The organism is Paracoccus bogoriensis, from assembly GCF_019431455.1.
GTDB classification, from domain to species: Bacteria; Pseudomonadota; Alphaproteobacteria; order Rhodobacterales; family Rhodobacteraceae; genus Paracoccus; species Paracoccus bogoriensis.
In genome coordinates this window covers 152,704-176,715 of sequence record NZ_JAHYSR010000001.1, presented here as the reverse complement: position 1 = coordinate 176,715, position 24,012 = coordinate 152,704, and the positions used below count along the sequence as shown (strand labels likewise).

Below are 24,012 nucleotides of genomic sequence, written 5' to 3'. Positions count from 1 at the left end.
GCGGGTATCTGGTGCGGAGAGCCTTGTGCGCACGACCACAGCAGAACGGAACGGCTCTGACTCGACGATGTCGGTGGGCGCGACGGGGCCAGGGACGCATCTTGCGGCCAGCCTGGTGCGAATCATGAGCCATCATCCCGCCGCCCTGCTGGCGGGGATCGACGTTCCGACGATGCACAGCTTCTTGTCGCGCTGCAGGATCACGCGCCACACACGGCCGCAGAAGATCATCACCCAGGGCGACGGGCTGGATCACGCCTATCTGGTCATCGGCGGCGCGGTCGAGATTACGGTGATGGACGAAAGCGGGAACTGCCTTCTGGCCCATCTGTCCCAGGCCGGCGAGGTCGTGGGCGAGGTCGAGCTGCTCAGCCGCCGTCCCTGCGTGGCCAGCGCGACGGTGCGGGCAGGCTCCACCCTGGCGCGCTTCGACAAGGCCCTGCTGCGCGCGCATGTCCCGGCAGAACGGCTGTTGGAGAACCTTTCGGGCTTGCTGCACGCGCGACTCAGCCGTGACAACATGCTGCATCTGACGGCGCTGTTCTGCTCGTCCGAAGATCGCATCCGCAGACATATCCTGCTTCTCACCACGCCCGACGCGCCGCGCACCGACATCAGCCAGACCGACCTGGCCGCCTTCACCGGTTGCTCGCGCCAGACGGTGAACCGCACCCTGGCGCAATTGCGAGACGAGGGTATTCTGCGACTGACGCGCGGCAGCATCACGGTGCTGGACCGAAAGCGCCTGCAACGCTTACGCGCCCCGACCGACGGGCCTTGAACGGGCCGTTACGGGAACGCAGAATGCCGGGGCGTTGACCCCGGCATCCGTGTCGGCCGGCAAGGGCTCAGTTGCGGGCCTTGTCCACCATCTTGCCCTTGCTGATCCAGGGCATCATTTCGCGCAGCTTGGCGCCGACCTGCTCGATCTGGTGCTCGTCATTGGCGCGGCGCGAGGCTTTCAGCGTGGGCTGGCCCACGGCGTTTTCCAGCATGAAGTCGCGGACGAACTTGCCCTGCTGGATGTCGGTCAGCACCGCCTTCATGCGGGCCTTGGTCTCTTCATAGGGCAGGATGCGCGGGCCGGTGACATACTGGCCGTATTCCGCCGTGTTGGAAATCGAGTAATCCATGTTGGCGATGCCGCCCTCATAGATCAGGTCCACGATCAGCTTCACCTCGTGCAGGCACTCGAAATAGGCCATTTCGGGGGCATAGCCCGCCTCGACCAGTGTCTCGAAGCCGCAGCGGATCAGCTCGACCAGACCGCCGCACAGCACGGCCTGCTCGCCGAACAGGTCGGTCTCGCATTCCTCGCGGAAGTTGGTTTCGATAATGCCCGAGCGGCCACCGCCGATAGCCGAGCAATAGGACAAGGCAATATCCATCGCCTTGCCCGAGGCGTCCTGATGCACCGCGACCAGGCAGGGCACGCCGCCGCCCTTGACATATTCGCCGCGCACCGTATGGCCGGGGCCCTTCGGCGCCATCATGATGACATCGACGCCGGGCTTCGGCTCGATCAGGCCGAAATGCACGTTCAGGCCGTGGGCGAAAGCGATGGCCGCGCCTTCGCGCAGGTTGTCGTGGACGTATTTCTTGTAGGTTTCGGCCTGCAGCTCGTCGGGCATGGTGAACATGATCACGTCGCACCAGGCGGCGGCCTCGGCGATGCCCATGACCTTGAGGCCCTCGGCCTCGGCCTTTTTGGCCGAGGGGCTGCCCTCGCGCAGGGCGACGACGACGTTCTTGGCACCCGAATCGCGCAGGTTCAGGGCATGGGCATGACCCTGGCTGCCATAGCCCAGAATCGCGACCTTCTTGTCCTTGATCAGGTTCACGTCGCAATCGCGGTCGTAGTAAACGCGCATGGTGGTATCCTTTCTGTCTGCTGCCACATTTCTAACGCGATACGACGACAGCAATGATGCAATCTGCGCGCCGTTGATCGGCTTGGCGAAATGATCATGCCGTGTTACGCGCTTACGGATGAAATTCATGCCAGATGCCACTGATCGCCGCATCCTGCGCCAGCTTCTGGCCGACCCGACCGCGGCGAACGCGACCCTTGCCGAACGCGCCGGGGTGACGACGGCCAGCCTGTGGCGGCGGCTGGAACGGATGCGCGAGGCGGGGGTGCTGAAGGCTGTGCAAGCGCGCATCGACTGGCGCGCGATGGGCTGGGCGGTCGAGGTCAGCTTGCGCTTCACGCTGGACAAGACCAATCCCCGCGCCTTCGACGAATTCCTGACCGCCCTGCGCGAGGTGCCCGAGGTCATCGAGATCCAGTCTTTCCTGGGCAGCGTGGACTGGCGCGCCTCGGTCATTGCGCGGGACATGGCGCATTGGCAGCAGGTCTATCGCGACCGCATCCTGACCCTGCCGCATATTGCGGAACTGGACGCTCTGATGCTGGTCGCCACGATCAAGGATAGCGAGGAACTGTCCCTGTGACCGATCTTGACGCCACCGATCTGGCGCTGCTGCGCCTTCTGGCCGAAGATGCGACCCGTAGCGCCGCCGATCTTGGCCGCGCGGTGGGCATCGGACAACCTGCGGCCTGGCGGCGCGTCAGGCGGCTCACCGATCAGGGCGTGATCGCCGGGCGGCGCGTGGTTCTGGACCCGGCGGCGCTTGGCTTCGGGGTCACGGTGTTTCTGGGCATCAAGCTGGCGGCGAAGGGCCGCACCAGCCTTGAGGATTTCGAGCGCGCCGTGACCGCCATCCCCGAGGTGCAGCTGGTCCAGCATGTGCTGGGGCAGTTCGACTATCGCCTGCGCATCACCGCCCGCGACATCAGCGATTTCGAACGCATCCTGCGGCGGCGCATCATGACCCTGCCCGGCATCGGCCAGGTCGAGGCGAATGTCATGCTGTCCGAAGAACGCCGCCCCGGCCCCTTGGGCTGACACGGCGACAGGTCAGGACATCACGCGCCGCCCCATGCCGCAACCGGACTTGCCGGCGGGGATCACGGCGGGCTTTCCATCTTCGGCGGGCTGGGGCGTCGGGATGACCACCGGGGCGGGGCCGGATCTGCCGGTGCCTTGGGCCAGTGCCGCAGGCGCGGACAGAACGGCAAGGGCGATAGCGGTCAGGATCGGACGGGTCATGGTCATCTCCTGAATTCGGTCGGGGGTTTCAGGATGAAGTCGAATCGCTTCGTGACCAACGGACAGAATGCCTCAGCGCGTCCGGCCGGCGAATCCGGGCGGGCGTTTGGCCACCCATGCCCAGAATCGCGCCAGTTCGGGATGGGCTCGCAGCGCCTCGATGCTGTTGTAATGACGGGCGAGTTCGGTCTCGCGCAGGGTCTTGTGAATGGTCTTGTGGCAGATGTGGTGCAAAAGCACGGTCGGCCCGCCCTTGCCGCCGCGCAGCCTGGGGACCAGGTGGTGACGGCTTTGCGGCACATCCGGCGGGATCGGGCGCAGGCAAAGCGGGCAGACCGGATCGCCCTTGCTATCGTCGTTCGTGGTCATGGCGCAATCAGAGCAGAGGGCGCGCCGCCGATCAAGCCGCTGGACCTTGCCGGGGGCGGTGGCGCGGGCGGGCCGCCCCATCGAGGGGCGCCCCGCCCGCCGGGGCTGCGCCCCGATCAGCCGCGCCTGTCCTGGGCGGTTTCCATCAGGCGGCCGGTGCTCATGTGACGCTTGCGGCCGAAACCGGGGCGACGCTGAACCTCGAAGCCCGCCGCTGCAAGCGCGCGGCGGACATGGCCTGCGGCCGTGTAGGTCGCGAAACTGCCGCCCGGCGCGGTGTGACGACCGACCTCGGCCATCACCTCATCCGACCACATCGCCGGATTGCGGGCAGGCGAAAAACCGTCGAGAAACCACGCATCCGCGCGGCCCTGCCACGCGGGCAAGGTCTGGCCCACGTCACCGATCACCAGCGTCAGATCGACGCGCCCCACCGCGATCCGCCCCTGACCCCAGCCTTGCCGCAGCGCATGGGCCAGGGGTGCCAGTTCAGGAAAGGCGGCATGAGCGCGTTCCATCTGCGCGCCGCTCATCGGGTAGGCCTCGAAGCTGGTCATGCGGATCGGGACGGGGCTGATCGCCGCCAGCGCAAGACAGTTCAGCCCAGTGCCGAAGCCCAGTTCCGCAACATGAAAGCCGGGGCGCAACCGGGCGGGCAAGTCATTGCCGTCCAGAAACACGTGCCGCGTCTCGGCCAGACCGCCCGCCAGACTGAAATAGGGGTCGTCAAAGCGCGTCGAAACCGGCACGCCGCCCTCGCGCCATTCCAGCAACGGCTCGTCTTGCTGCGGCTGATCCTGTATCGGCTCCATGAGAGGCTGCTAGGCGAAGGAGCATCGGCTTGACAAGTCCCCCCATCACCGTCGTCGGCGCGGGCGTGTTCGGGCTGGCCGCGGCCTTTGCGATGGCGCGGCGCGGCGCGCGTGTCACCGTGATCGAGGCGCGGCACGTCGGCGCGGGTTCCTCGGGCGGGCATGTCGGCGCGCTGGCCCCCCATGTGCCCGAGAACTGGAACGAAAAGAAGGCGCTGCAACTGGCCAGCCTGCTGGCGGCGCGGGACTTCTGGGCAGAGGTCGCTGCCATTTCGGGACGCGATCCGGGTTATGCCCGGCTGGGGCGGCTGCAGCCCGTCCCCGATGCCGCCACCGCCGACCGGCTGGCGCATCGCATCGACCAGGCCCGGCTGCGCTGGCCTGAGGATTGCGGCATGTCGCTGACCGACCGTCCCGAAAGCGCGCTGGTCCCCGACAGCCCCACAGGCCTGTGGCTGCACGATGCGCTTACGGCGCGGCTGTCGCCCCGCGCCGCCTGTGCGGCGCTGGCGGGGGCGCTGCGGGCGCTTGGGGCGCGGATCATCGAAGGCCAGCACGCCGACCCGGACCTGATCGAGGGTCCGGCGCTCTGGGCCTGCGGCACGCCCGGCCTCTTGCGGCTGAATGAGGATCTGGGGCGCAAGGTCGGACAGGGGGTCAAGGGGCAATCGGCGCTTCTGGCCTTTGCTGCGCCGGACAGCCCGCAGGTCTTTGCCGACGGTCTGCATATCGTGCCCCATGCGGATGGCACGACCGCGATCGGCTCGACCTCGGAGAACAACTATGACCACGACCGCCCCGACGATCAGGTTCTGACACTGATCCAGCGCGCCCGCGCGATCTGTCCCGCCCTGCGCGACGCGCCCGTGATCGAGACATGGGCCGGCCTGCGTCCGCGCGCCCAGAGCCGCGCGCCCATTTTGGCGCCCTGGCCGGGACGCCCCGGCCATCTGATCGCCAATGGCGGCTTCAAGATCGGCTTCGGCATGGCGCCGCTGATCGCGGACCTGGCCGCGCGCGCCTTGCTGGAGGGTGACACCGACCTGCCGCCGCTGTTCGCGCTGCCCTGACACGACTTGCCACGGGTCGCGGCCCTTGCCAGACTGCCCCAAAGCCCGGAGAGCCGCATGAAGACCAAGCTGGAAGCCGTTCTTGCCGCCATCGACGCGGCCAATGCTCGGGATCCTAACCTGATCGACGGCACCCCGTCCGAACTGCTTTACGGCCAGCGCATGTCGGCCCAGCAGGAACGCCTGTTCCCCCATGCCTCGGACGTGCTGCGGATCGCCTGTCGCGGCCAGCACATCGAGCGCTGGAACCTGCCCCGCAGCGCCTATCCCGAAGGCCGCCCCGGCTATCTGCAATGGCGCCAGGAACAGGGCCGCCGCCATGCCGAGCGGGTCGCCGGGCTCATGCGGGACGCGGGCTACGGCGATGAGGACATCGCGCAGGCGCGCAAGCTGCTGACGAAACAGGGCCTCAAGCGCGACCCCGAGGTGCAGGCGCTCGAGGATGTGATCTGCTTCACCTTCATCCGCTGGTATCTGGGCGATTTCGCCCGCACCCAGCCCGACCACAAGCTGCCGCGCATCATCGAAAAGACTGCGCGCAAGATGTCGCCCTGGGCCCGCGCCCGCGCTCTGTCCGAGTTCGACATCCCCGAGGCTTTCACCCCCTTTTTCGCCGATGAGCGCGCGCAAGGAGGGATCGACGCGGCGGTGATCGTCTCGCATGGCCAGCCCGGCGATCCCGGCCCCCAGCAGCAGGCGATCGAGGATCTGGCCGCCCGCGTCGCAGCTCATCTGCCCGGCGTCACCGTGCGCGGCGCCACCTTGGCCATGCCGGGCGCGCTGGCCGCCGCCGCGACCTCGAACAGCATCATCTATCCGATGTTCATGGCCGAGGGCTGGTTCACCGGGATCGAACTGCCCCGCCGCCTGACCGAGGCCGGCGCGCCGGGCGCCCATATCACCCGCCCCTTCGGCGCCGATCCGCGCCTTGACGCGCTGATCGTCGCACGCGCCCACAAGGCCGCCGCCCAGCAGGGCTGGCGCCCCGAAGACACGACGCTGCTGTTGACCGCGCATGGCTCGCAACGCTCGCAGGCCAGCTACACGATCACGACCGCGCTGGCGGAACGGATCGGGCCGCATTTCGCGCGGGTGGTAACGGGTTTCGTCGAACAGCCGCCTTTCATCGCGGATGCCGCGCGCGGCCTGACCCGCGCGATCAGCCTGCCGTTCTTTGCCCTTCGCGCCGGGCATGCGCTGAAAGACCTGCCCGAGGCGCTGGACAAGGCCGGCTTCGACGGCCCTCGTCTGGAGCCGATCGGCCTGGACCCCGAGGCGCCTCGCATGATTGCCGATTCGATCCGGGCCGAGATGGCGCGCGAGACCAACTTATAAGTGTATCTGATAAATCCGTTCAGAATATCGGATTTGGCCTTATCGGACATCTCTGCTAGATCATGTCCAAGTCGTTCGTGCGGCGTGAATGCCGTCTCGGACGCGACCCTATAGCAACCTTCGGAGGATATGATGGACGGCAACGACATCCCCTCGGGCAAATGCCCCGTGATGCATGGCGGGCTGACTGCCAGCGGCAGCTCGAACACTTCCTGGTGGCCCAACGCCCTCAACCTGGACATCCTGCACCAGCATGACACCAAGACCAATCCGCTCAGGGATTTCAACTACCGCGAGGAAGTCCGCAAGCTGGATTTCGAGGCCGTCAAGGCGGACGTGCGCGCGCTGATGACCGACAGCCAGGACTGGTGGCCGGCCGACTGGGGCCATTATGGCGGCCTGATGATCCGTCTGGCCTGGCATTCGGCTGGCTCTTACCGTCTGGCCGATGGCCGGGGCGGCGGCGCGACGGGCAATATCCGCTTTGCGCCTCTGAATTCGTGGCCGGACAACGCCAACCTCGACAAGGCGCGCCGTCTGCTCTGGCCGATCAAGAAGAAATACGGCAACCGCCTCAGCTGGGCCGACCTGATCCTGCTGGCCGGGACGATCGCCTATGAATCGATGGGGCTCAAGACCTACGGCTTCTCCTTCGGTCGGGAAGACATCTGGCACCCCGAAAAGGATGTCTATTGGGGCGCGGAAAAGGAATGGCTGGCCCCGTCCGACGAACGCTATGCCGACGTGGACGACCCCTCGACCATGGAAAATCCGCTGGCCGCCGTGCAGATGGGGCTGATCTACGTGAACCCCGAAGGCGTGAACGGCAAGCCCGATCCGCTGAAAACCGCCGCGCAGGTCCGCGAGACCTTTGCCCGTATGGCCATGAATGACGAGGAAACCGCCGCGCTGACCGCAGGTGGCCACACGGTCGGCAAGGCCCATGGCAATGGCCGCGCCGAAAACCTCGGCCCCAGCCCGGAAGGCGCTGAACTGCACGAAGCCGGCCTCGGCTGGATGAACCACCACACCCGCAGTGTGGGCCGCGACACCGTGACCTCGGGGATCGAGGGTGCCTGGACCACCAACCCGACCAAGTGGGACAACGGCTATTTCGACCTGCTCTTCGGTTACGAATGGGAGTTGCGGAAATCGCCCGCAGGCGCCTGGCAATGGATGCCCATTGACATCCGCGAAGAGGACATGCCCGTCGATGTCGAGGATCCCTCGATCCGCACCATGCCGATCATGACCGATGCCGACATGGCCATGAAGATGGACCCGACCTACCGGGCCATCTGCGAACGCTTCCGCAACGATCACGCCTATTTCTCGGATTGCTTTGCCCGCGCCTGGTTCAAGCTGACCCACCGCGACCTGGGCCCGAAGGTGCGTTATATCGGCCCTGACGCACCGACCGAGGATCTGATCTGGCAGGATCCGGTCCCTGCCGGCCGCACCGATTACGACGTGGCAGCGGTCAAGGCCCGCATCGCGGCCAGCGGCCTCTCGCTGTCCGAGATGGTCTCGACCGCGTGGGACAGCGCCCGCACCTTCCGCCAATCCGATCTGCGCGGCGGCGCGAACGGCGCCCGCATCCGCCTGGCGCCGCAAAAGGACTGGGAAGGCAACGAACCCGCCCGCCTGCAAAAGGTGCTTTCGGTGCTGGAGCCGATCGCGGCCGAGACAGGCGCCTCGCTGGCCGACGTGATCGTGCTTGCGGGCAATCTGGGCGTCGAACAGGCTGCTCGCGCTGCCGGCATCGCCTTGGACCTGCCCTTTGCCCCGGGCCGCGGCGACGCGACCGAAGCGCAAACCGATGCGGCCTCTTTCACCCCGCTCGAGCCGCTGGCCGACGGCTTCCGCAACTGGCTGAAACAGGATTATGTCGTCTCGCCCGAGGAGATGCTGCTTGACCGTGCGCAGCTTCTGGGCCTGACCGCGCAGGAAATGACCTGCCTGATCGGCGGGATGCGCGTCATGGGCACGAATCACGGTGGCAGCAAGCACGGGGTCTTCACCGACCGCGAAGGCGCATTGACGACCGACTTCTTCACCAACCTGACCGACATGGCCTGGAAATGGGTGCCGCGCGCAGACGGGCTTTACGAACTGCGCGACCGCAAGACCGGCGAGGTCAAGTGGACGGCCACCCGCGTCGATCTGGTCTTCGGATCGAACTCGATCCTTCGCGCCTATGCCGAACACTATGCCCAGGACGACAACCGCGAGAAGTTCGTCCATGACTTCGCAGCGGTCTGGACCAAGGTGATGAACGCCGATCGCTTCGACCTGGCAGCCTGATCGTCAACCCCGGCACATCCAGGGGCCGCCTCCGGGCGGCCCTTTTGCCATCCATGCCTTGCCTTGAACCAATATCCTCGGGGGAGTCGCGGCACGCGAACGGGGGACAGACAGCCCCCCTGCCCCGCTTGGCGCGGCGCGCAACCCCATGAGCCGAAAGCGGAAAAGCAAAAAAGCCGCAGCAATGACGCTGCGGCTTTTTTTGGTGCCCAGGAGAGGACTCGAACCTCCACGCCTTGCGGCACACGGACCTGAACCGTGCGCGTCTACCAATTCCGCCACCTGGGCCGGTGGTCTGAGCGGCTGATTAAAGACAGTCAGGGGGGGCGTCAATGGGGGTTGCGAAAGTTTTTTGAAACTTCTTTCCCCCGGCCCTTCCGGCCCGCCCGGACGGCGGCAAAGACCGGCCTGCGGCGTCAGGCTGGCTTGTCGCAAGAGCGCGGTTTCGTTATGGCTCGCCCGGACAGCGGCATGATTGAAGGAGCAGGCTCCATGGCGAAACTGGTCACGATCTTTGGCGGATCGGGCTTTGTCGGCCGACAGGTCGCCCAGCAGATGGCCCGTGACGGCTGGCGCGTGCGCGTGGCGGTCCGCCGCCCCGACGAGGCGCTGTTCACCCGTGCCTATGGCGTGGTGGGTCAGGTGGTGCCGATCCTGTGCAACATCCGCGACGAAGCCTCGGTCCGCGCTGCGCTCAGCGGCGCCGATGCCGCAGTGAACTGCGTCAACATCCTGCACCCACAGGGCAAGAGCAACTTTACCACCGTTTTCGAGACAGGTGCCCAGATCGTCGCACGGCTCTCGGCCGAAATGGGCGTGGCGCGGCTTGTGCATCTGTCGGGACTCGGCATCGACCCCGAATCGAAAAGCCGCTATGTCGCCGCGAAATCGCGGGGCGAGGCCGCCGTTCTGGCCGCGCGTCCCGACGTGGTCGTTCTGCGCCCCTCGGTGATCTTCGGACCCGACGACAGGTTCTACAACCGCATCGCCGCCATGACGCGCCGCGGGCCCTTCATGCCCCTGCTGGCAGGCCGGGTCAAAATGCAGCCGGTTTATGTCGAGGACGTGGCTCTGGCCGCCGCCAAGGCCGCAAGGGGCGAGGCCGCGCCCGGCATCCATGAACTGGGCGGCCCCGACGTGCTGACGATGCGCCAGATCTCGGAACAGGTGTTGAGATCGGTGGACCGCAAGAAGGTGCTGCTGCCCGTTCCGAAGGGGATCGCGCGCATCGGCGCGACCATGCTGGACATGCTGCAATTCCTGAGCGGAGGGCTGTTCACGAACAACATCCTCAGCCGCGACCAGCTTCTGCTGCTGACGCGCGACAACGTGGTCAGCGGCCGCTATCCGGGATTTGCCGAACTGGGAATCCAGCCCGTCTCGGCCGAGGCCGTGATTGACAGCTATCTGTGGCCCTTCCGCCCGGGAGGCCAGTTCCACGCGGCCAACCAGTCGGCCAGGAACCTGCGCGGCCAGTCTTAAGCCATGGAATCGAACACCATCGCTGCCGCGGTCCTCGGAATTCTTGAGGGCCTGACCGAGTTCATCCCGGTTTCTTCCACCGGCCATATCCTGCTGGCTGGCCATTTCCTGGGTTTCCAATCCCCGGGGCGCGCCTTCGAGGTGATCATTCAGCTTGGTGCCATCATGGCGATTCTGGGGGTCTATGCCTCGCGGATCCTGCAGATCCTGCGCGACGCTCCGACCGAGCCGGGCGCACGCCGCTTCGTCGCCGCCGTGCTGGTCGCTTTCCTGCCGGCTGCCGTGATCGGCGTCTTTGCGCATGGTTTCATCAAGACGGTGCTCTTCGAGACGCCGATGCTGATTGCGGTCATGCTGATCCTGGGAGGGATCATCCTGCTATGGGTGGACCGGCGCAGCGTGACGCCAGCCTATAGCCGGGCCGAGGATTTTCCGCTGCCGATGGCGCTGAAGATCGGCTTCATCCAGTGCCTTGCCATGATCCCCGGCGTCTCGCGATCGGGGGCCACGATCGTCGGCGCGCTGCTGCTGGGGGCCGACAAACGCTCGGCGGCCGAGTTCTCGTTCTTTCTGGCGATGCCGACGATGCTGGGCGCCTTTGTCTATGATCTCTACAAGAACCAGGACATTCTGCACGGCGAGGCACTCGGCAATATCGTCATCGGCTTTGTCTTTGCGTTTCTTTCGGCGATGGTCGTGGTGCGCTGGCTGCTGGGTTATGTCTCGCATCACGGATACGCTCTGTTTGCATGGTGGCGCATCGCAGTAGGAAGCGTTTCCTTAATAGCACTTACAGCAATTGGGTAAACTAGACTGACGTTTAAATCGCGGCGCGGCGCCCTTGCGCGGGCGAGTCGCTCAGAAAAAGTCGCTTTTAAGTCAGTATTGCTGACTTTTAATTCGCGACGGCATGGTTTATCGGGTCTGCACAGGATCTTTCACGGAAGGTTGCGCAGCCATGGCCACGCAAAAGATGCTCAAGTTCGTCTCGACCCCGCGCGAGATGCCCGAAAAACGCTCGGCCGCAGAACGTAGCGAGGACTTTCGCGAGATCTATCGGGAATTCGCCGCCCAGAAGGCCGCCGAACAGGCGAGCCGGTGCAGTCAATGCGGCGTGCCCTATTGCCAGTCACATTGCCCGCTGCACAACAATATCCCCGACTGGCTGCGCCTGACCGCCGAGGGTCGCCTGCACGAGGCCTACGCGGTCAGCCAGTCCACCAACACCTTCCCCGAGATCTGCGGTCGCATCTGCCCGCAGGACCGCTTGTGCGAAGGCAATTGCGTCATCGAGCAATCGGGCCACGGCACTGTCACCATCGGCGCCATCGAGAAATACATCACCGACACAGCATGGGAAAAAGGCTGGGTCCAGCCTTCGGTCCCGGTGCAGGAGCGCGCGGAATCGGTGGGCATTATCGGTGCCGGACCGGGCGGCCTGGCCGCTGCCGAAGCCCTGCGGCGCAAGGGGTTTCAGGTGACGATCTACGACCGCTACGACCGCGCAGGCGGGCTGCTGATCTATGGAATCCCCGGCTTCAAGCTGGAAAAGCACGTCGTCATGCGCCGCAACAAGTTGCTTGAGGACAGCGGCGTTGAATTCGTGCTGAACTGCAATGTCGGCGAGGATATCAGCTTCGACGCGATCCGGGGCAAGCACGATGCCGTGCTGATCGCCACGGGTGTTTACAAGACCCGCGATCTGGACATCGACAACGCCAATGCCGGCGGCGTGGTGCGCGCCATAGATTACCTGACGGCCTCGAACAGGATCGACCTGGGCGACGACGTGCCCGATTTCGAGAATGGCGAGCTGAACGCCAAGGGCAAACGCGTCATCGTCATCGGCGGCGGCGACACGGCGATGGATTGCGTGCGCACGGCCATCCGGCAGGGCGCGCAATCGGTCAAGTGCCTCTATCGCCGCGACCGCGCCAACATGCCGGGCAGCCAGCGCGAGGTGCAAAATGCCGAGGAAGAAGGCGTCGAGTTCGTCTGGCTCTCTGCGCCCGGCGCCTTTACCGGCCATGTCACCGGCGAGGCCGCGACCGCACAGGAACGCGATGTGGACGGTCTGCCTCAGATCGCCTCGGTGCGCATCCAGAAGATGCGCCTGGGTCAGGCCGACGTGACGGGCCGCCAGAGCCCTGAACCGATCGAGGGCGCCGATTACGACGAGCCCGCCGACATGATCATCAAGGCGCTTGGCTTCGAGCCCGAGAACCTGCCCAAATTGTGGGGCGTCGATGGGCTGGAACTGACCCGTTGGGGGACGATCAAGGCGAATTTCCAGACCCACCACACCTCGATCCCCGGCGTCTTTGCGGTGGGCGACATCGTGCGCGGCGCGAGCCTGGTCGTCTGGGCGATCCGCGACGGCCGCGAGGCGGCAGATTCGATCGAAAGCTTTCTGACGGGCGAGGCCCGCATGGCCGCGGAATAGGCCGCAGGGACCATGCAGAACAGGGTCACGGATCATGCACAGCCCGGACAGCGGCATGGCATTCTGGCCGTTACAAGGCCGGACGTGCCTGTTCGGCTTGCATCAGGGATGCTGACGCTTATGGCCGCCGCGGCCGGAGCCTGGGCGCTGAGCGCGCTGCCGGGTCTGGGCGCCAGCTTCACGCCTCCGGCCGGGTGCCGGCTGGAGGTCACGGTGCAGAATCGCGGCTGTTCGGTCAGCCAGTATTACCGCTGCGATGCCGATCCCGAAGGCTGGCAGCGCAGTGCCATCTTCGACCGCGAAGGTCTGCGCCACCTGTCCACCATCGACGCCGAGACGCGCTGGATCGAAAGCCAGAGCCCGCGCTTGGGCATCATGGACCGGCTGGTCGAACAGGCCGAGCGCCATGCCAGCTTTTCGCGCCTGCTGGAAACGGGGCGCGACGATTTCGACTTCTTGACCGAATCGAACACGGGCGAGCGTCTGCGCTTTCAGGGCCATGACGTGCTGACCGGCGAGACGGTCGAGATCGACGGTGTCACGCTGGAGCGCACGCGATTCGAGGTCGTCACGCTCAGCGCCTCGGGCGAAGTGCTGATGAGACGCAGCGGGCAGCAATTCATCAGCCGCGAATTCGGCCGCTTCTATGGCGGGGTCGAGACGACGACCGACTGGACCGGCGCGCGGCACGAGACCAATGACAGCCCCGTTACCTTTTCGCGCCCCGGCAATCCCGGCTTTGGCGCCACCACCCCACATTATGACTGCGATCAGCTGATGACGCATATCCCGCAGGAAAGGGCCGCATCATGACCACGGATTGGCAAGCACAGGAAGAAGCCCGCCGCGCATGGATGGACAAGAACAGCCTGTATCGCGAAGAGCACGAACATTCGTCCTGCGGTGTGGGCTTCGTGGTCGATCTGGGCGGCAAGCCCTCGCGCCAGGTCGTGCAGAACGGCATCGACGCGCTCAAGGCGATCTGGCATCGCGGCGCGGTGGATGCGGATGGCAAGACCGGCGACGGCGCGGGCATCCATGTGCAGATCCCGGTGCCGTTCTTCTATGACCAGATCCGCCGCACCGGGCACGAGCCGGATCAGTCGAAACTGATCGCCGTGGGTCAGGTCTTTTTGCCCCGAACGAACTTTGCCGCTCAGGAAGCCTGCCGGACCATCGTGGAATCCGAGGTTCTGCGCATGGGCCATTACATCTATGGCTGGCGCCATGTGCCCGTGAACGTAAGTGTCCTGGGCGAAAAGGCCAACGCCACCCGCCCCGAGATCGAGCAGATCCTGATCCGCTGCGAAAAGGACATCGACCACATCCAGTTCGAGCGCGAACTTTACATCATCCGCCGCCGGATCGAAAAGGCTGCCGTCGCAGCCCAGGTCGCGGGGCTTTACTTCTGTTCGCTGTCCTGCCGGTCGATCATCTACAAGGGCATGATGCTGGCCGAGCAGGTCGCGGAATTCTATCCCGACCTGAAGGACGAGCGGTTCGAGAGCGCCTTTGCCATCTATCACCAGCGCTATTCCACCAACACCTTCCCGCAATGGTGGCTGGCCCAACCCTTCCGGATGCTGGCCCATAACGGCGAAATCAACACGCTGAAGGGCAACCTGAACTGGTTGAAAAGCCACGAGATCCGCATGGCGTCGTCCGCCTTTGGCGACATGGCCGAGGATATCAAGCCGATCGTGCCTGCGGGGTCGTCCGACTCGGCGGCGCTGGATGCGGTGTTCGAGGTTCTGGTGCGGTCAGGGCGGTCCGCGCCGATGACCAAGACAATGCTGGTGCCGGAAAGCTGGTCCAAGGCCACCACCGACATGCCCAAGGCCTGGGCCGACATGTATGCCTATTGCAATGCCGTGATGGAACCTTGGGACGGCCCCGCGGCCCTGGCCATGACCGATGGGCGTTGGGTCTGCGGCGGGCTTGACCGCAACGGGCTGCGCCCCATGCGCTATGTGGTAACGGGCGACAACCTGCTGATCGCCGGGTCCGAGGTCGGCATGGTGCCGGTCGCTGAGGCCAATGTCCGCGAAAAGGGTGCGCTTGGGCCGGGTCAGATGATCGCGGTCGATATGTGGGAGGGCAAGCTCTACCACGACACCGAGATCAAGGACCGGCTGGCCAGCAGCCAGCCCTTCGGCGAGTGGATCGAAAAGGTCGTCGAACTGAACGACATGATGCGCGACCTGCCCGAACCGGTGCGCTTCACGGGCGACGAACTTCGCCGCCGTCAGGCCGCCGCGGGTTTCACGCTGGAAGAGCTGGAACATGTGCTGGCGCCGATGGCCGAGGATGGCAAGGAAGCCATCGCCTCGATGGGCGATGACACGCCGCCGGCGGTCCTGTCCAGGCAATATCGCCCGATGAGCCATTTCTTCCGCCAGAACTTCAGCCAGGTGACGAACCCGCCCATCGATTCCTTGCGCGAAACGCGGGTGATGAGCCTCAAGACCCGGTTCGGCAACCTCAAGAACGTGCTGGATGAATCCAGCGCCCAGACGGAAATCCTGGTGCTGGAAAGCCCCTTCGTCGCCAATGGCGAATTCGCCGAGATGATGAAGATGTTCGGCGAGACGGTGACGGTCATCGACTGCACCTTCCCCGACGATGCCGGCCCGGATGCCCTGGGCGAGGGCCTGGCGCGCATCCGCGCCGAGGCCGAGGATGCCGTGCGCTCGGGCGCGGGCCATCTGGTCCTGACCGACGAAGCGCAGGGGCCTGACCGCGTCCCGATGCCGATGATCCTGGCGACCAGCGCGGTTCATTCCTGGCTGACGCGCAAGGGGCTGCGGACCTTCTGTTCGCTGAACGTGCGCGCCGCCGAATGCATCGACCCGCATTATTTCGCGGTGCTGATCGGCTGCGGCGCGACGACGGTGAACCCCTATCTGGCGCAGGACAGCATCGCCGACCGGATCGAGCGCGGCCTGCTGTCGGGCAGCCTGATCGACAACATGCGCCGCTACCGCGACGCGGTGGATGCGGGCCTGCTGAAGATCATGGCCAAGATGGGGATTTCGGTCCTGTCCTCGTATCGGGGCGGTCTGAATTTTGAAGCCGTGGGCCTGTCGCGCGCCATGGTGGCCGAATATTTCCCGGGGATGCATTCGCGCATCTCGGGGATCGGCCTGCACGGGCTGCAAGCCAAGCTGGAGGATCTGCACCACGCGGCCTATCACGGCAATGCGGCGGAATTGCTGCCGGTCGGCGGCTTCTACAAGCTGCGCCGCTCGGGCGAGAAACATGCCTGGGAAGCCAACACGATGAAGCTGCTGCAGGTCGCCTGCGAAAAGGCGTCCTATGATGTCTGGAAGCAGTTCAGCGCGACCATGCGGGCCAATCCGCCCATCCATATCCGCGACCTGCTGGACATCAAGCCGCTTGGCAAGCCGGTGCCCATCGAGGAGGTGGAATCCATCACCTCGATCCGCAAGCGCTTCGTGACGCCCGGCATGTCCTTGGGCGCGCTGTCGCCCGAGGCGCATATGACGCTGAACATCGCCATGAACCGGATCGGCGCGAAATCCGACAGCGGCGAGGGCGGCGAGGATCCGGCGCATTCCCACCCGCTGCCCAATGGCGACAATCCCTGCGCCAAGATCAAGCAGGTCGCTTCGGGGCGGTTCGGGGTGACGGCGGAATACCTCAACGCCTGCGAGGAGCTGGAGATCAAGGTCGCTCAAGGCGCGAAACCCGGCGAGGGCGGTCAGCTGCCCGGCATGAAGGTCACGAAACTGATCGCACGGCTGCGTCACTCGACGCCGGGGGTCACGCTGATCTCGCCGCCGCCGCATCACGATATCTATTCCATCGAGGATCTGGCGCAGCTGATCTATGACCTCAAGCAGATCAACCCCCGCGCCAAGATCACCGTGAAGCTGGTGGCCAGCAGCGGCGTCGGCACGATTGCGGCGGGGGTCGCCAAGGCCAAGGCCGACGTGATCCTGATTTCGGGGCACAATGGCGGCACGGGCGCCTCGCCCGCGACAAGCATCAAGTTCGCGGGCCTGCCCTGGGAGATGGGCCTGACCGAGGCGCATCAGGTTCTGGCCATGAACCGCCTGCGGGAACGGGTGACGCTGCGCACCGATGGCGGTCTGCGCACGGGCCGCGACATCGTCATGGCGGCGATGATGGGGGCCGAGGAATACGGCATCGGCACCGCCGCCCTGATCGCGATGGGCTGCATCATGGTCCGCCAATGCCAGTCGAACACCTGCCCGGTGGGCGTCTGCACGCAGGACGAAAAGCTGCGCGCCATGTTCACCGGCAGCGCGGACAAGGTGGTGAACCTCATCACCTTCTACGCGCAAGAGGTGCGCGAGATCCTGGCATCCATCGGCGCGCGGTCCATCGACGAGATCATCGGGCGCGCGGATCTGCTGACGCAGGTCAGCCGCGGCGCGGCGCATCTGGACGATCTGGACCTCAACCCGCTGCTCATCACCGTCGATGGCGCAGAGAAGATCGTTTATGACCGCTCGAAGCCACGCAACGCGGTGATGGACACGCTGGACGCCGAGATCATCCGCGACGCGGAACGCTTCTTCAGCGATGGCGAGAAGATGCAGCTGTCCTATGCGGTGCGCAACACGCTGCGCACCATCGGCACGCGGACCTCGTCGATGATCGTGCAGAAGTTCGGGATGCGCAACAATCTGCAACCCGACCACCTGACGGTGCGGCTGACCGGCTCGGCGGGGCAATCGCTTGGTGCCTTTGCCGCGCCGGGGCTGAAGCTGGAAGTCTCGGGCGATGCCAACGACTATGTCGGCAAGGGCCTGTCGGGCGGCACCATCGTCGTGCGCCCGCCCATGGCCAGCCCGCTGGTCGCTCATGAGAACACGATCATCGGCAATACCGTTCTTTACGGTGCGACCGCCGGTTATCTGTTCGCGGCGGGCCGCGCGGGCGAGCGGTTCGCGGTGCGCAACTCGGGCGCGCATGTGGTGATCGAGGGCTGCGGCTCGAACGGCTGCGAATATATGACCGGCGGGGTCGCGGTGATCCTTGGGCGGATCGGCGCCAATTTCGGCGCCGGGATGACCGGGGGGATGGCTTACCTCTACGACCCCGAGGGCGTGGCGCGCGACTACATCAACGCCGAAACGCTGGTCCTGTGCCCGGTCACGCAGGATCACTGGGAGGCGCAGCTGAAGGGCCTGATCGAGCGCCATTTCGCCGAGACCGGATCGCGCCGGGCCGAGGAAATCCTGGCGAACTGGGACAGCGAAAAGGCCAATTTCCTGCAGGTCTGCCCGCGCGAGATGCTGCCCCATCTGAGCCATCCCATCGCCGAGATGGACGAGCCGAGCGCCGTTCCCGCCGAATAAGACGGCGCGCCCGCCATGAGCGGCGGGCGCAGCCCATTTTGAGCGGCGGGCGCAGCCCGCGGGCATGAAGAAAGGCGCGGTCCCCTGGGGGGCCGCGCCTCTTTCGCCTTTGCGGCGGGTCTCAGGCGTCGCGCAGGAAGCGGCGCAGGACACGTTCCAGCTTGGCCGCGCCCAAGGGAGCCATCGCCTTGGTGTGGTCATGGCTGATCGATTCGTCCGACAGGCCCGCGCCCATGTTGGTGACGACCGAGATCGCCGCGCAGCGCAGCCGCAGAAAGCGCGACAGGATGATTTCCGGCACGGTGGACATGCCCACCGCATCGGCGCCGAGGATCCGGGCGGCGCGGATCTCGGCCGGGGTCTCGAAGCTGGGGCCCGAGAACCAGCAATAGACGCCTTCGGGCAGCTCGACACCCTCGGCGCGGGCGGCCTCGGTCAGGGCGGCGCGCATCTCGGCGTCATGCGCGTCGGTCAGGGGAACAAAGCGCGCATCGGTCGGCTCGCCGATCAGCGGGTTGGTCCCGGCGAAGGCGATATGGTCGCTGAGCAGCATCAGCCCGCCCGGCGGGATGTCGGGACGCAGCGATCCTGCCGCATTGGTCAGGATCAGCCGCTGGCAGCCAAGCGCGGCCAGCACCTCGAGCGGCAGGCGCATGACATCGGCCTGCCCCCTCTCATAGTAATGCGCCCGCCCGCCGAAAACGGCGACGCGGCGGCCTTCCAGCTGGCCGATGACCAGTTGCGGCACATGGCCCGAGACGCCCGCATGGGGAAAGCCCGGCAGGTCGGAATAGGGGATGGCCACACCCTCGACCCTGGCGGCCAGATGGCCGAGGCCGGACCCCAGGATCAGGCCGTATTCGGGGGCCGCCTCGCCCGCGCGGTCGCGGATGAGGGCGGCAAGCTCAGCGCTCTTTGACATAGGGTTCTCCACCCGCGCGCGGCGGGATAGCGCGGCCCACGAAGCCCGCCAGGATGATGACGGTCAGGATATAGGGCAGCGCGTTCATGAATTGCGACGGCACGGTGAACAGGCCGAGGTCGAGATTGGGATAGAGATTCGCGATCGCCTCGAGCAGGCCGAACAGGAAGGTGGCGAACAGGGCCTGCCAGGGACGCCATTTGGCGAAGATCAGCGCGGCCAGCGCGATGAAGCCGCGCCCGGCGGTCATGTCCTTGACGAAGCCTGCCGACAGGCCAGTGGCCAGATAGGCCCCCGCGATCCCGGTCAGCAGGCCGCAGATCATCACGGCGGTAAAGCGCAGCCGCGTGACCGAGATGCCCGCCGTATCGACCGAGGCCGGATTCTCGCCCACCGCCCGAAGCCGCAGCCCGAAGCGCGTGCGAAACAGCACCCACCAGGTCAGCGGCACGGCCAGAAGCGCGACATAGACAAGGATCGTGTGCCCCGACAGAAGCTGCGAATAAAGCTGGCCCAGCACCGGCACATCGCGCAGTTCGGGCGCGAAGGGCAGCGTGATCGGCTGGAACCGCGCATCGCCCGCCAAGGGCGGCGTCCGCCCGCCAAGCGCAAAGGCGTTCTGCCCGATCAGCACGGTCAGCCCCGCCGCCAGGAAGTTCAGCGCCACGCCCGAGATCAGCTGATTGCCCCGGAAGGTGATCGAGGCGACGCCGTGGACCAGCGACATGGCCATCGCGCCCCCGATCCCCGCGACCAGCCCCAGCCAGGCGCTGCCGGTGACGAAGGCGACCGAAGCCGCCGTGAAGGCCGCCATCAGCATCTTGCCTTCAAGTCCGATGTCAAAGACGCCCGCGCGCTCCGAATAAAGCCCCGCCAGGCAGGCCAGCAGCAGGGGCGTCATCAGGCGGATGGCGCTGTTGATGCCCTGCATCGCGGCACCCTGGTCGGCGATCAGCCAGATCAGGCAGATGGCCAGGATCAGGATGGCGGTCAGGCTGTCGGTCAGCTTCATCTTGCCTGCCCTCCGCTGCGGCGCAGGGCCAGGAACAGGCGTTCCAGCGGCATCCGCACCATGTTGTCCAGCGCTCCGGTGAACAGGATCACCAGCGCCTGGATGACGACGATCAACTCGCGCGGGATAGAGGTCCACAGCGCCAGTTCGCCTCCGCCCTGATAGAGGAACCCGAAGAGAAGCGCGGCGAGGAAGATGCCGAATGGATGATTGCGCCCCATCAGCGCCACGGCGATGCCGATGAAACCTGCGCCCTCGACCGCGTTCAGGACCAGACGGCCGGATTCGCCCATCACGTTGTTGATCGCCATCATCCCCGCCAGACCGCCCGAAATCAGCATGGCAACGATGGTGATGCGGACCGGGTTGATCCCGGCATAGACCGCGCCGCGTTCGGATTTGCCAAGCGCGCGGATTTCGTAGCCAAGCCGGGTACGCCAGATCAGCACCCAGACCAGCACACAGGCCAGAACCGCGACCAGAAAGGTGATGTTGACCGGCGTGTTGCGCCCCCAGGCGATCCCGACCCAGGCCGCCAGTTCGCTAAGCCGCGGCAGGGCGGTTTCGGCCGGAAAGCGGGCCGAGGCCGGGTCCATGCTGCCCACGGGGCGCAGCAGGTTGACCAGCACATAGCTCAGCACGGCGGCGGCGATGAAGTTGAACATGATCGTGGTGATCACGATATGGCTGCCGCGCTTGGCCTGAAGCCAGGCCGGAATGAAGGCCCAGGCCGCGCCGAAGGCCGCCGCCCCCAGCATCGCCACGGGCAGGGCCAGCGCCCAATGCGGCAGCGGCAGATACAGAAGCACCAGCGCGACACCAAGCCCGCCCATCGCGGCCTGCCCCTCGCCGCCGATATTGAACAGGGCCGCGTGGTAGGCGACCATCACCGCCAGCCCGGTAAAGATGAAGTTCGTCGCATAATAGAGCGTGAAGCCCCAGCCATAGCTGGAGCCGAGCGCCCCATCGACCATCGTGGTCAGCGCCGTCCAGGGGCTTTCCCCGATGGCCAGGATGACCAGCGCGGAAATTCCCATCGCAAGGATCAGTGAGATCAGCGGCGTCAGGATGACATCCGCCCATTTCGGCATCTTGTCCATCAGGCGGACCCTTCCGGCAAAGCGTCCTGCGTCACGCCCGGGGGGATGCCGGCGCTGTCAGGGGTGTTTTCGGTATCGGTAATCCCGGCCATCAACAGGCCCAGTTCGCCCGTCGTCGTCTGGCCGGGGAGGCGTTCGCCCATGATGCGGCCGTCGAACATCACCGCCACGCGGTCGGACAGGGACAGGATCTCGTCCAGCTCGACCGAGACCAGAAGGATCGCCTTGCCCGCATCGCGCAGTTCCACGATGCGCTTGTGGATGAACTCGATCGCGCCGATATCGACGCCGCGCGTGGGCTGGCCGATCAGCAGCAGGTCGGGGTTACGCTCAATCTCGCGCGCGACCACGATCTTCTGCTGGTTCCCGCCCGAGAAGTTGCGCGCCGCCAGATGGCAATCGCGGGGGCGCACGTCGAAGCGTTCCATCTTGGCCTGCGCATCGCGGCGGATGGCGTCGTTGTCCATCAGCGCGCCCTTGCTGAATTCCGGCGCGTCATGCCAGCCGAAGGCCACGTTTTCCCATGCTGCGAAATCCATGATCAGCCCCTCGACCTGCCGGTCCTCGGGGATGTGGCCGATGCCCTCGCGGCGGCGCTGACGCGCGTCGCAGCCGCGCCCCGACAGTGGCATAGCGGCGCCGTTCATCCGCACCTCGCCCGAGACGCGCGCGCCCTTCTCGGGATAGCCGCCAAGGATTTCAAGAAGTTGCGTCTGACCATTCCCCGAGACCCCGGCAATGCCCAGGATCTCGCCCGCGCGGATGTCGAAGCTGACCCGACGCAGACGCTCGACCCCGTCGGCATCCACCATGGTCAGGTCGCGCACTTCCAGCACCGGGGCGGCGGGACGGGCGGGCGCCTTGGAGACGTTCAGCAGCACCTTGCGCCCGACCATCAGTTCGGCCAGTTCCTCGGGGCTGGTCTCGGCGGTCCTGACCGAGGCGACCATCTCGCCACGCCGCATGACCGACACGTTGTCGGTGATCTCCATGATCTCGCGCAGCTTGTGGGTGATCAGGATGATCGTCTTTCCCTCGTCGCGCAGCCCTTCCAGGATGCGGAACAGGTGGTCGGCCTCGGCCGGGGTCAGCACGCCGGTCGGCTCGTCCAGGATCAGGATGTCGGCCTGGCGATAAAGCGCCTTGAGGATCTCGACCCGCTGCTGGTGGCCGACGGACAGGTTCTCGATCACCTCGTCCGGGTCCACGTTCAACTGATATTCGGCGGCCAGGCGCTTCAGCACGCCGCGCGCCTTGGACAGCGACGGGCGCAGCAGCGCGCCGTCCTCGACGCCCAGGATGATGTTTTCCAGCACGGTGAAGTTCTGGACCAGCTTGAAATGCTGGAACACCATGCCGATGCCCGCGCGGATCGCGGTCTGGCTGTCGGTAATCGTGATGGGCTGGCCGTTGACAAGAATCTCGCCCTCGTCGGGCTTGTAGAAACCATAGAGAATCGACATCAGCGTGGACTTCCCCGCGCCGTTCTCGCCGATGATGCCGTGGATCGTGCCCTTCGGCACGATCAGGCTGATGTCGCGGTTCGCCTGGACCGGCCCGAATGCCTTCGAGATGCCCCGCAGCTCGATGGCAGCGGGGGCGGCCGCGTCCGGCCGCCCCCCCGTCATGTCGCCTGGCGCAGCCATCACGAGGCCGGGCAGGTGTTGTCGGTCATGTAGTCATGCACGGTAACCTCGCCCGAGGCGATGGCCGCGCGGGCCTCTTCAACGGCGGCCTGCATCTCGTCGGTGACCAGTTCGGCGTTGTTCTCGTCGATGGCAACATCCACGCCGCCCGCGGCCAGATCCATCACGCGGATGCCCGGCTCAAGGTCGGTGCCCGCCGTGAAGGCCTCGAACACGGCATTGTCCACGCGCTTGACCATCGAGGTCAGCACCTGGCCCGGATGCAGCGCGTTCTGGTTGCTGTCCACGCCGATCGACAGGATGCCCTCGTCCGCGGCCGCCTGCAGCACGCCGATCCCGGTGCCGCCCGCCGCGGCATAGATCACGTCCGCGCCCTGCGAGATCTGCGCGCGCGCCAGTTCGCCGCCGCGCACCGGGTCGTTCCAGGCGGCCGGGGTGGTCCCGGTGAAGTTCATCAGAACGTTGCCTTCCGGCTGGATCGACTTGAAGCCCTGTGCAAAGCCGCAATGGAACTTGTGGATCAGCGGGATATCCATGCCGCCGATAAAGCCCACGGTCCCCGATTCCGAGGCCATGCCCGCCATCACGCCGGCCAGATAGCTGCCCTGTTCCTCGGTAAAGACGATCGATTGCACATTGGGCTGATCGACCACCATGTCGATGATGGCGAATTTCGTGTCCGGGTAATCCGGCGCGACCTGGCCCAGAACGTCGCCAAAGGCGAAGCCCGCCATGACAATCGGGTTCGAGCCCGATTCGGCCAGGCGCCGCAAGGCCTGCTCGCGCTGTGCCTCGGACTGCATCTCCAGCTCGCGATAGGTGCCGCCGGTCTCTTCCACCCAACGCTGCGCGCCCATATAGGCCGCCTCGTTGAAGGATTTGTCGAACTTGCCGCCAAGGTCGTAGATCAGCGCCGGATCGGCCAGAGCCGCGCCCGCGCCGAACGCCGTCAGGGCAACGCCCGCCAGAAGCGATGTTTTCAGGGACATGAAAGACCTCATCCTGTTGCTGCGGGCGCGTTGACCGGGCCCGGTTGACGGTTGCGATTAGGGCGCA

General features: G+C 65.9%; 20 protein-coding genes and 1 tRNA gene. 11 read left to right on the top strand and 10 right to left on the bottom strand.

The window, feature by feature from the left end; translation table 11 throughout:
• Positions 1-124 precede the first annotated feature (124 nt).
• A complete protein-coding gene (locus tag KY389_RS00870; RefSeq protein WP_219828815.1) occupies positions 125-781 on the top strand; it encodes a Crp/Fnr family transcriptional regulator in 657 nt (218 codons plus the stop codon).
• A 67-nt stretch (positions 782-848) separates the two neighbouring features.
• On the opposite strand, the gene ilvC is transcribed toward KY389_RS00870, so the two are convergent.
• Positions 849-1,871 carry a ketol-acid reductoisomerase gene (gene ilvC, locus KY389_RS00865; protein WP_219828814.1) on the bottom strand — a complete coding sequence of 341 codons (1,023 nt, stop codon included), beginning with the start codon at positions 1,869-1,871 and terminating at the stop codon, positions 849-851.
• A 127-nt stretch (positions 1,872-1,998) separates the two neighbouring features.
• Here ilvC and KY389_RS00860 point away from each other — a divergent pair, with 127 nt between their 5' ends.
• Both KY389_RS00860 and KY389_RS00855 read left to right on the top strand, forming a co-directional pair.
• On the top strand, positions 1,999-2,454 hold the full coding sequence (locus KY389_RS00860) for an Lrp/AsnC family transcriptional regulator (RefSeq protein WP_219828813.1): 456 nt from the start codon (positions 1,999-2,001) through the stop codon (positions 2,452-2,454).
• Complete coding sequence (locus KY389_RS00855; RefSeq protein WP_219828812.1) at positions 2,451-2,909, top strand: Lrp/AsnC family transcriptional regulator; 459 nt, start codon at positions 2,451-2,453, stop codon at positions 2,907-2,909. Before KY389_RS00860 ends, KY389_RS00855 begins: the two co-directional genes overlap by 4 nt.
• A gap of 12 nt (positions 2,910-2,921) precedes the next feature.
• On the opposite strand, the gene KY389_RS00850 is transcribed toward KY389_RS00855, so the two are convergent.
• The 3 genes from KY389_RS00850 to mnmC2 all read right to left on the bottom strand — a co-directional run bounded on the left by KY389_RS00850 (position 2,922) and on the right by mnmC2 (position 4,294).
• Complete coding sequence (locus tag KY389_RS00850) at positions 2,922-3,113, bottom strand: hypothetical protein (protein WP_219828811.1); 192 nt, start codon at positions 3,111-3,113, stop codon at positions 2,922-2,924.
• Positions 3,114-3,185: 72 nt separating this feature from the next.
• On the bottom strand, positions 3,186-3,482 hold the full coding sequence (locus KY389_RS00845) for an HNH endonuclease (protein WP_219828810.1): 297 nt from the start codon (positions 3,480-3,482) through the stop codon (positions 3,186-3,188).
• Between the two features lie 116 nt (positions 3,483-3,598).
• Entirely contained in the window at positions 3,599-4,294 is a 696-nt protein-coding gene (gene mnmC2 / locus KY389_RS00840; RefSeq protein ID WP_219828809.1) for a tRNA (5-methylaminomethyl-2-thiouridine)(34)-methyltransferase MnmC2, read from the bottom strand.
• A 29-nt stretch (positions 4,295-4,323) separates the two neighbouring features.
• On the opposite strand from mnmC2, the gene KY389_RS00835 reads away from it, so the two are divergent.
• From KY389_RS00835 to katG, 3 genes are all read left to right on the top strand, one after another.
• Positions 4,324-5,364: an NAD(P)/FAD-dependent oxidoreductase gene (locus tag KY389_RS00835; protein WP_219828808.1), complete on the top strand. Its 1,041-nt coding sequence runs from the start codon at positions 4,324-4,326 to the stop codon at positions 5,362-5,364.
• A gap of 57 nt (positions 5,365-5,421) precedes the next feature.
• The gene (locus tag KY389_RS15705; RefSeq protein WP_343222868.1) at positions 5,422-6,699 is read left to right on the top strand and encodes a DUF4202 family protein; all 1,278 of its coding nucleotides are present in this window, start codon (positions 5,422-5,424) and stop codon (positions 6,697-6,699) included.
• 132 nt (positions 6,700-6,831) lie between these two features.
• Entirely contained in the window at positions 6,832-9,003 is a 2,172-nt protein-coding gene (katG, locus tag KY389_RS00825) for a catalase/peroxidase HPI (RefSeq protein WP_219828807.1), read from the top strand.
• Positions 9,004-9,206: 203 nt separating this feature from the next.
• Here the strand turns inward: katG and KY389_RS00820 are convergent.
• A tRNA-Leu gene (locus tag KY389_RS00820) sits at positions 9,207-9,291 on the bottom strand.
• Positions 9,292-9,495: 204 nt separating this feature from the next.
• On the opposite strand from KY389_RS00820, the gene KY389_RS00815 reads away from it, so the two are divergent.
• The 5 genes from KY389_RS00815 (at position 9,496) to gltB (ending at position 18,276) form a co-directional block, all read left to right on the top strand.
• On the top strand, positions 9,496-10,485 hold the full coding sequence (locus tag KY389_RS00815) for a complex I NDUFA9 subunit family protein (RefSeq protein WP_219828806.1): 990 nt from the start codon (positions 9,496-9,498) through the stop codon (positions 10,483-10,485).
• Between the two features lie 3 nt (positions 10,486-10,488).
• The gene (locus KY389_RS00810) at positions 10,489-11,292 is read left to right on the top strand and encodes an undecaprenyl-diphosphate phosphatase (RefSeq protein WP_219828805.1); all 804 of its coding nucleotides are present in this window, start codon (positions 10,489-10,491) and stop codon (positions 11,290-11,292) included.
• Positions 11,293-11,443: 151 nt separating this feature from the next.
• Complete coding sequence (locus KY389_RS00805; RefSeq protein ID WP_219828804.1) at positions 11,444-12,928, top strand: NAD(P)-dependent oxidoreductase; 1,485 nt, start codon at positions 11,444-11,446, stop codon at positions 12,926-12,928.
• A 108-nt stretch (positions 12,929-13,036) separates the two neighbouring features.
• Positions 13,037-13,741 (top strand): hypothetical protein, encoded by a 705-nt coding sequence (locus KY389_RS00800; RefSeq protein ID WP_219828803.1) that lies wholly within the window; start codon positions 13,037-13,039, stop codon positions 13,739-13,741.
• On the top strand, positions 13,738-18,276 hold the full coding sequence (gene gltB, locus KY389_RS00795; protein WP_219828802.1) for a glutamate synthase large subunit: 4,539 nt from the start codon (positions 13,738-13,740) through the stop codon (positions 18,274-18,276). The genes KY389_RS00800 and gltB overlap by 4 nt, the downstream gene beginning before the upstream one ends.
• A gap of 121 nt (positions 18,277-18,397) precedes the next feature.
• Here the strand turns inward: gltB and KY389_RS00790 are convergent, their stop codons facing one another.
• The 5 genes from KY389_RS00790 to KY389_RS00770 all read right to left on the bottom strand — a co-directional run bounded on the left by KY389_RS00790 (position 18,398) and on the right by KY389_RS00770 (position 23,945).
• Positions 18,398-19,198, bottom strand: coding sequence for a purine-nucleoside phosphorylase (locus tag KY389_RS00790; RefSeq protein WP_219828801.1), 801 nt, complete (start codon positions 19,196-19,198; stop codon positions 18,398-18,400).
• Positions 19,182-20,129, bottom strand: coding sequence for an ABC transporter permease (locus tag KY389_RS00785; RefSeq protein ID WP_219828870.1), 948 nt, complete (start codon positions 20,127-20,129; stop codon positions 19,182-19,184). Before KY389_RS00785 ends, KY389_RS00790 begins: the two co-directional genes overlap by 17 nt.
• Positions 20,130-20,206: 77 nt before the next feature.
• Complete coding sequence (locus KY389_RS00780) at positions 20,207-21,310, bottom strand: ABC transporter permease (protein WP_219828800.1); 1,104 nt, start codon at positions 21,308-21,310, stop codon at positions 20,207-20,209.
• On the bottom strand, positions 21,310-22,956 hold the full coding sequence (locus tag KY389_RS00775) for an ABC transporter ATP-binding protein (protein WP_246587863.1): 1,647 nt from the start codon (positions 22,954-22,956) through the stop codon (positions 21,310-21,312). Before KY389_RS00775 ends, KY389_RS00780 begins: the two co-directional genes overlap by 1 nt.
• Positions 22,956-23,945 (bottom strand): BMP family lipoprotein, encoded by a 990-nt coding sequence (locus KY389_RS00770; protein WP_219828799.1) that lies wholly within the window; start codon positions 23,943-23,945, stop codon positions 22,956-22,958. The genes KY389_RS00775 and KY389_RS00770 overlap by 1 nt, the downstream gene beginning before the upstream one ends.
• Positions 23,946-24,012 lie beyond the last annotated feature (67 nt).

Excerpts from the sequence above, each read along its gene's own strand:
- KY389_RS00870 (WP_219828815.1), top strand. The coding sequence starts at position 125 with ATGAGCCATCATCCCGCCGCCCTGCTGGCGGGGATCGACGTTCCGACG.
- ilvC (WP_219828814.1), bottom strand. The coding sequence starts at position 1,871 with ATGCGCGTTTACTACGACCGCGATTGCGACGTGAACCTGATCAAGGAC.
- KY389_RS00860 (WP_219828813.1), top strand. The coding sequence starts at position 1,999 with ATGCCAGATGCCACTGATCGCCGCATCCTGCGCCAGCTTCTGGCCGAC.
- KY389_RS00850 (WP_219828811.1), bottom strand. The coding sequence starts at position 3,113 with ATGACCCGTCCGATCCTGACCGCTATCGCCCTTGCCGTTCTGTCCGCG.
- KY389_RS00845 (WP_219828810.1), bottom strand. The coding sequence starts at position 3,482 with ATGACCACGAACGACGATAGCAAGGGCGATCCGGTCTGCCCGCTTTGC.
- mnmC2 (WP_219828809.1), bottom strand. The coding sequence starts at position 4,294 with ATGGAGCCGATACAGGATCAGCCGCAGCAAGACGAGCCGTTGCTGGAA.
- KY389_RS15705 (WP_343222868.1), top strand. The coding sequence starts at position 5,422 with ATGAAGACCAAGCTGGAAGCCGTTCTTGCCGCCATCGACGCGGCCAAT.
- katG (WP_219828807.1), top strand. The coding sequence starts at position 6,832 with ATGGACGGCAACGACATCCCCTCGGGCAAATGCCCCGTGATGCATGGC.
- KY389_RS00815 (WP_219828806.1), top strand. The coding sequence starts at position 9,496 with ATGGCGAAACTGGTCACGATCTTTGGCGGATCGGGCTTTGTCGGCCGA.
- KY389_RS00810 (WP_219828805.1), top strand. The coding sequence starts at position 10,489 with ATGGAATCGAACACCATCGCTGCCGCGGTCCTCGGAATTCTTGAGGGC.
- KY389_RS00805 (WP_219828804.1), top strand. The coding sequence starts at position 11,444 with ATGGCCACGCAAAAGATGCTCAAGTTCGTCTCGACCCCGCGCGAGATG.
- KY389_RS00800 (WP_219828803.1), top strand. The coding sequence starts at position 13,037 with ATGCTGACGCTTATGGCCGCCGCGGCCGGAGCCTGGGCGCTGAGCGCG.
- gltB (WP_219828802.1), top strand. The coding sequence starts at position 13,738 with ATGACCACGGATTGGCAAGCACAGGAAGAAGCCCGCCGCGCATGGATG.
- KY389_RS00790 (WP_219828801.1), bottom strand. The coding sequence starts at position 19,198 with ATGTCAAAGAGCGCTGAGCTTGCCGCCCTCATCCGCGACCGCGCGGGC.
- KY389_RS00785 (WP_219828870.1), bottom strand. The coding sequence starts at position 20,129 with ATGCAGGGCATCAACAGCGCCATCCGCCTGATGACGCCCCTGCTGCTG.
- KY389_RS00780 (WP_219828800.1), bottom strand. The coding sequence starts at position 21,310 with ATGGACAAGATGCCGAAATGGGCGGATGTCATCCTGACGCCGCTGATC.
- KY389_RS00775 (WP_246587863.1), bottom strand. The coding sequence starts at position 22,956 with ATGGCTGCGCCAGGCGACATGACGGGGGGGCGGCCGGACGCGGCCGCC.
- KY389_RS00770 (WP_219828799.1), bottom strand. The coding sequence starts at position 23,945 with ATGTCCCTGAAAACATCGCTTCTGGCGGGCGTTGCCCTGACGGCGTTC.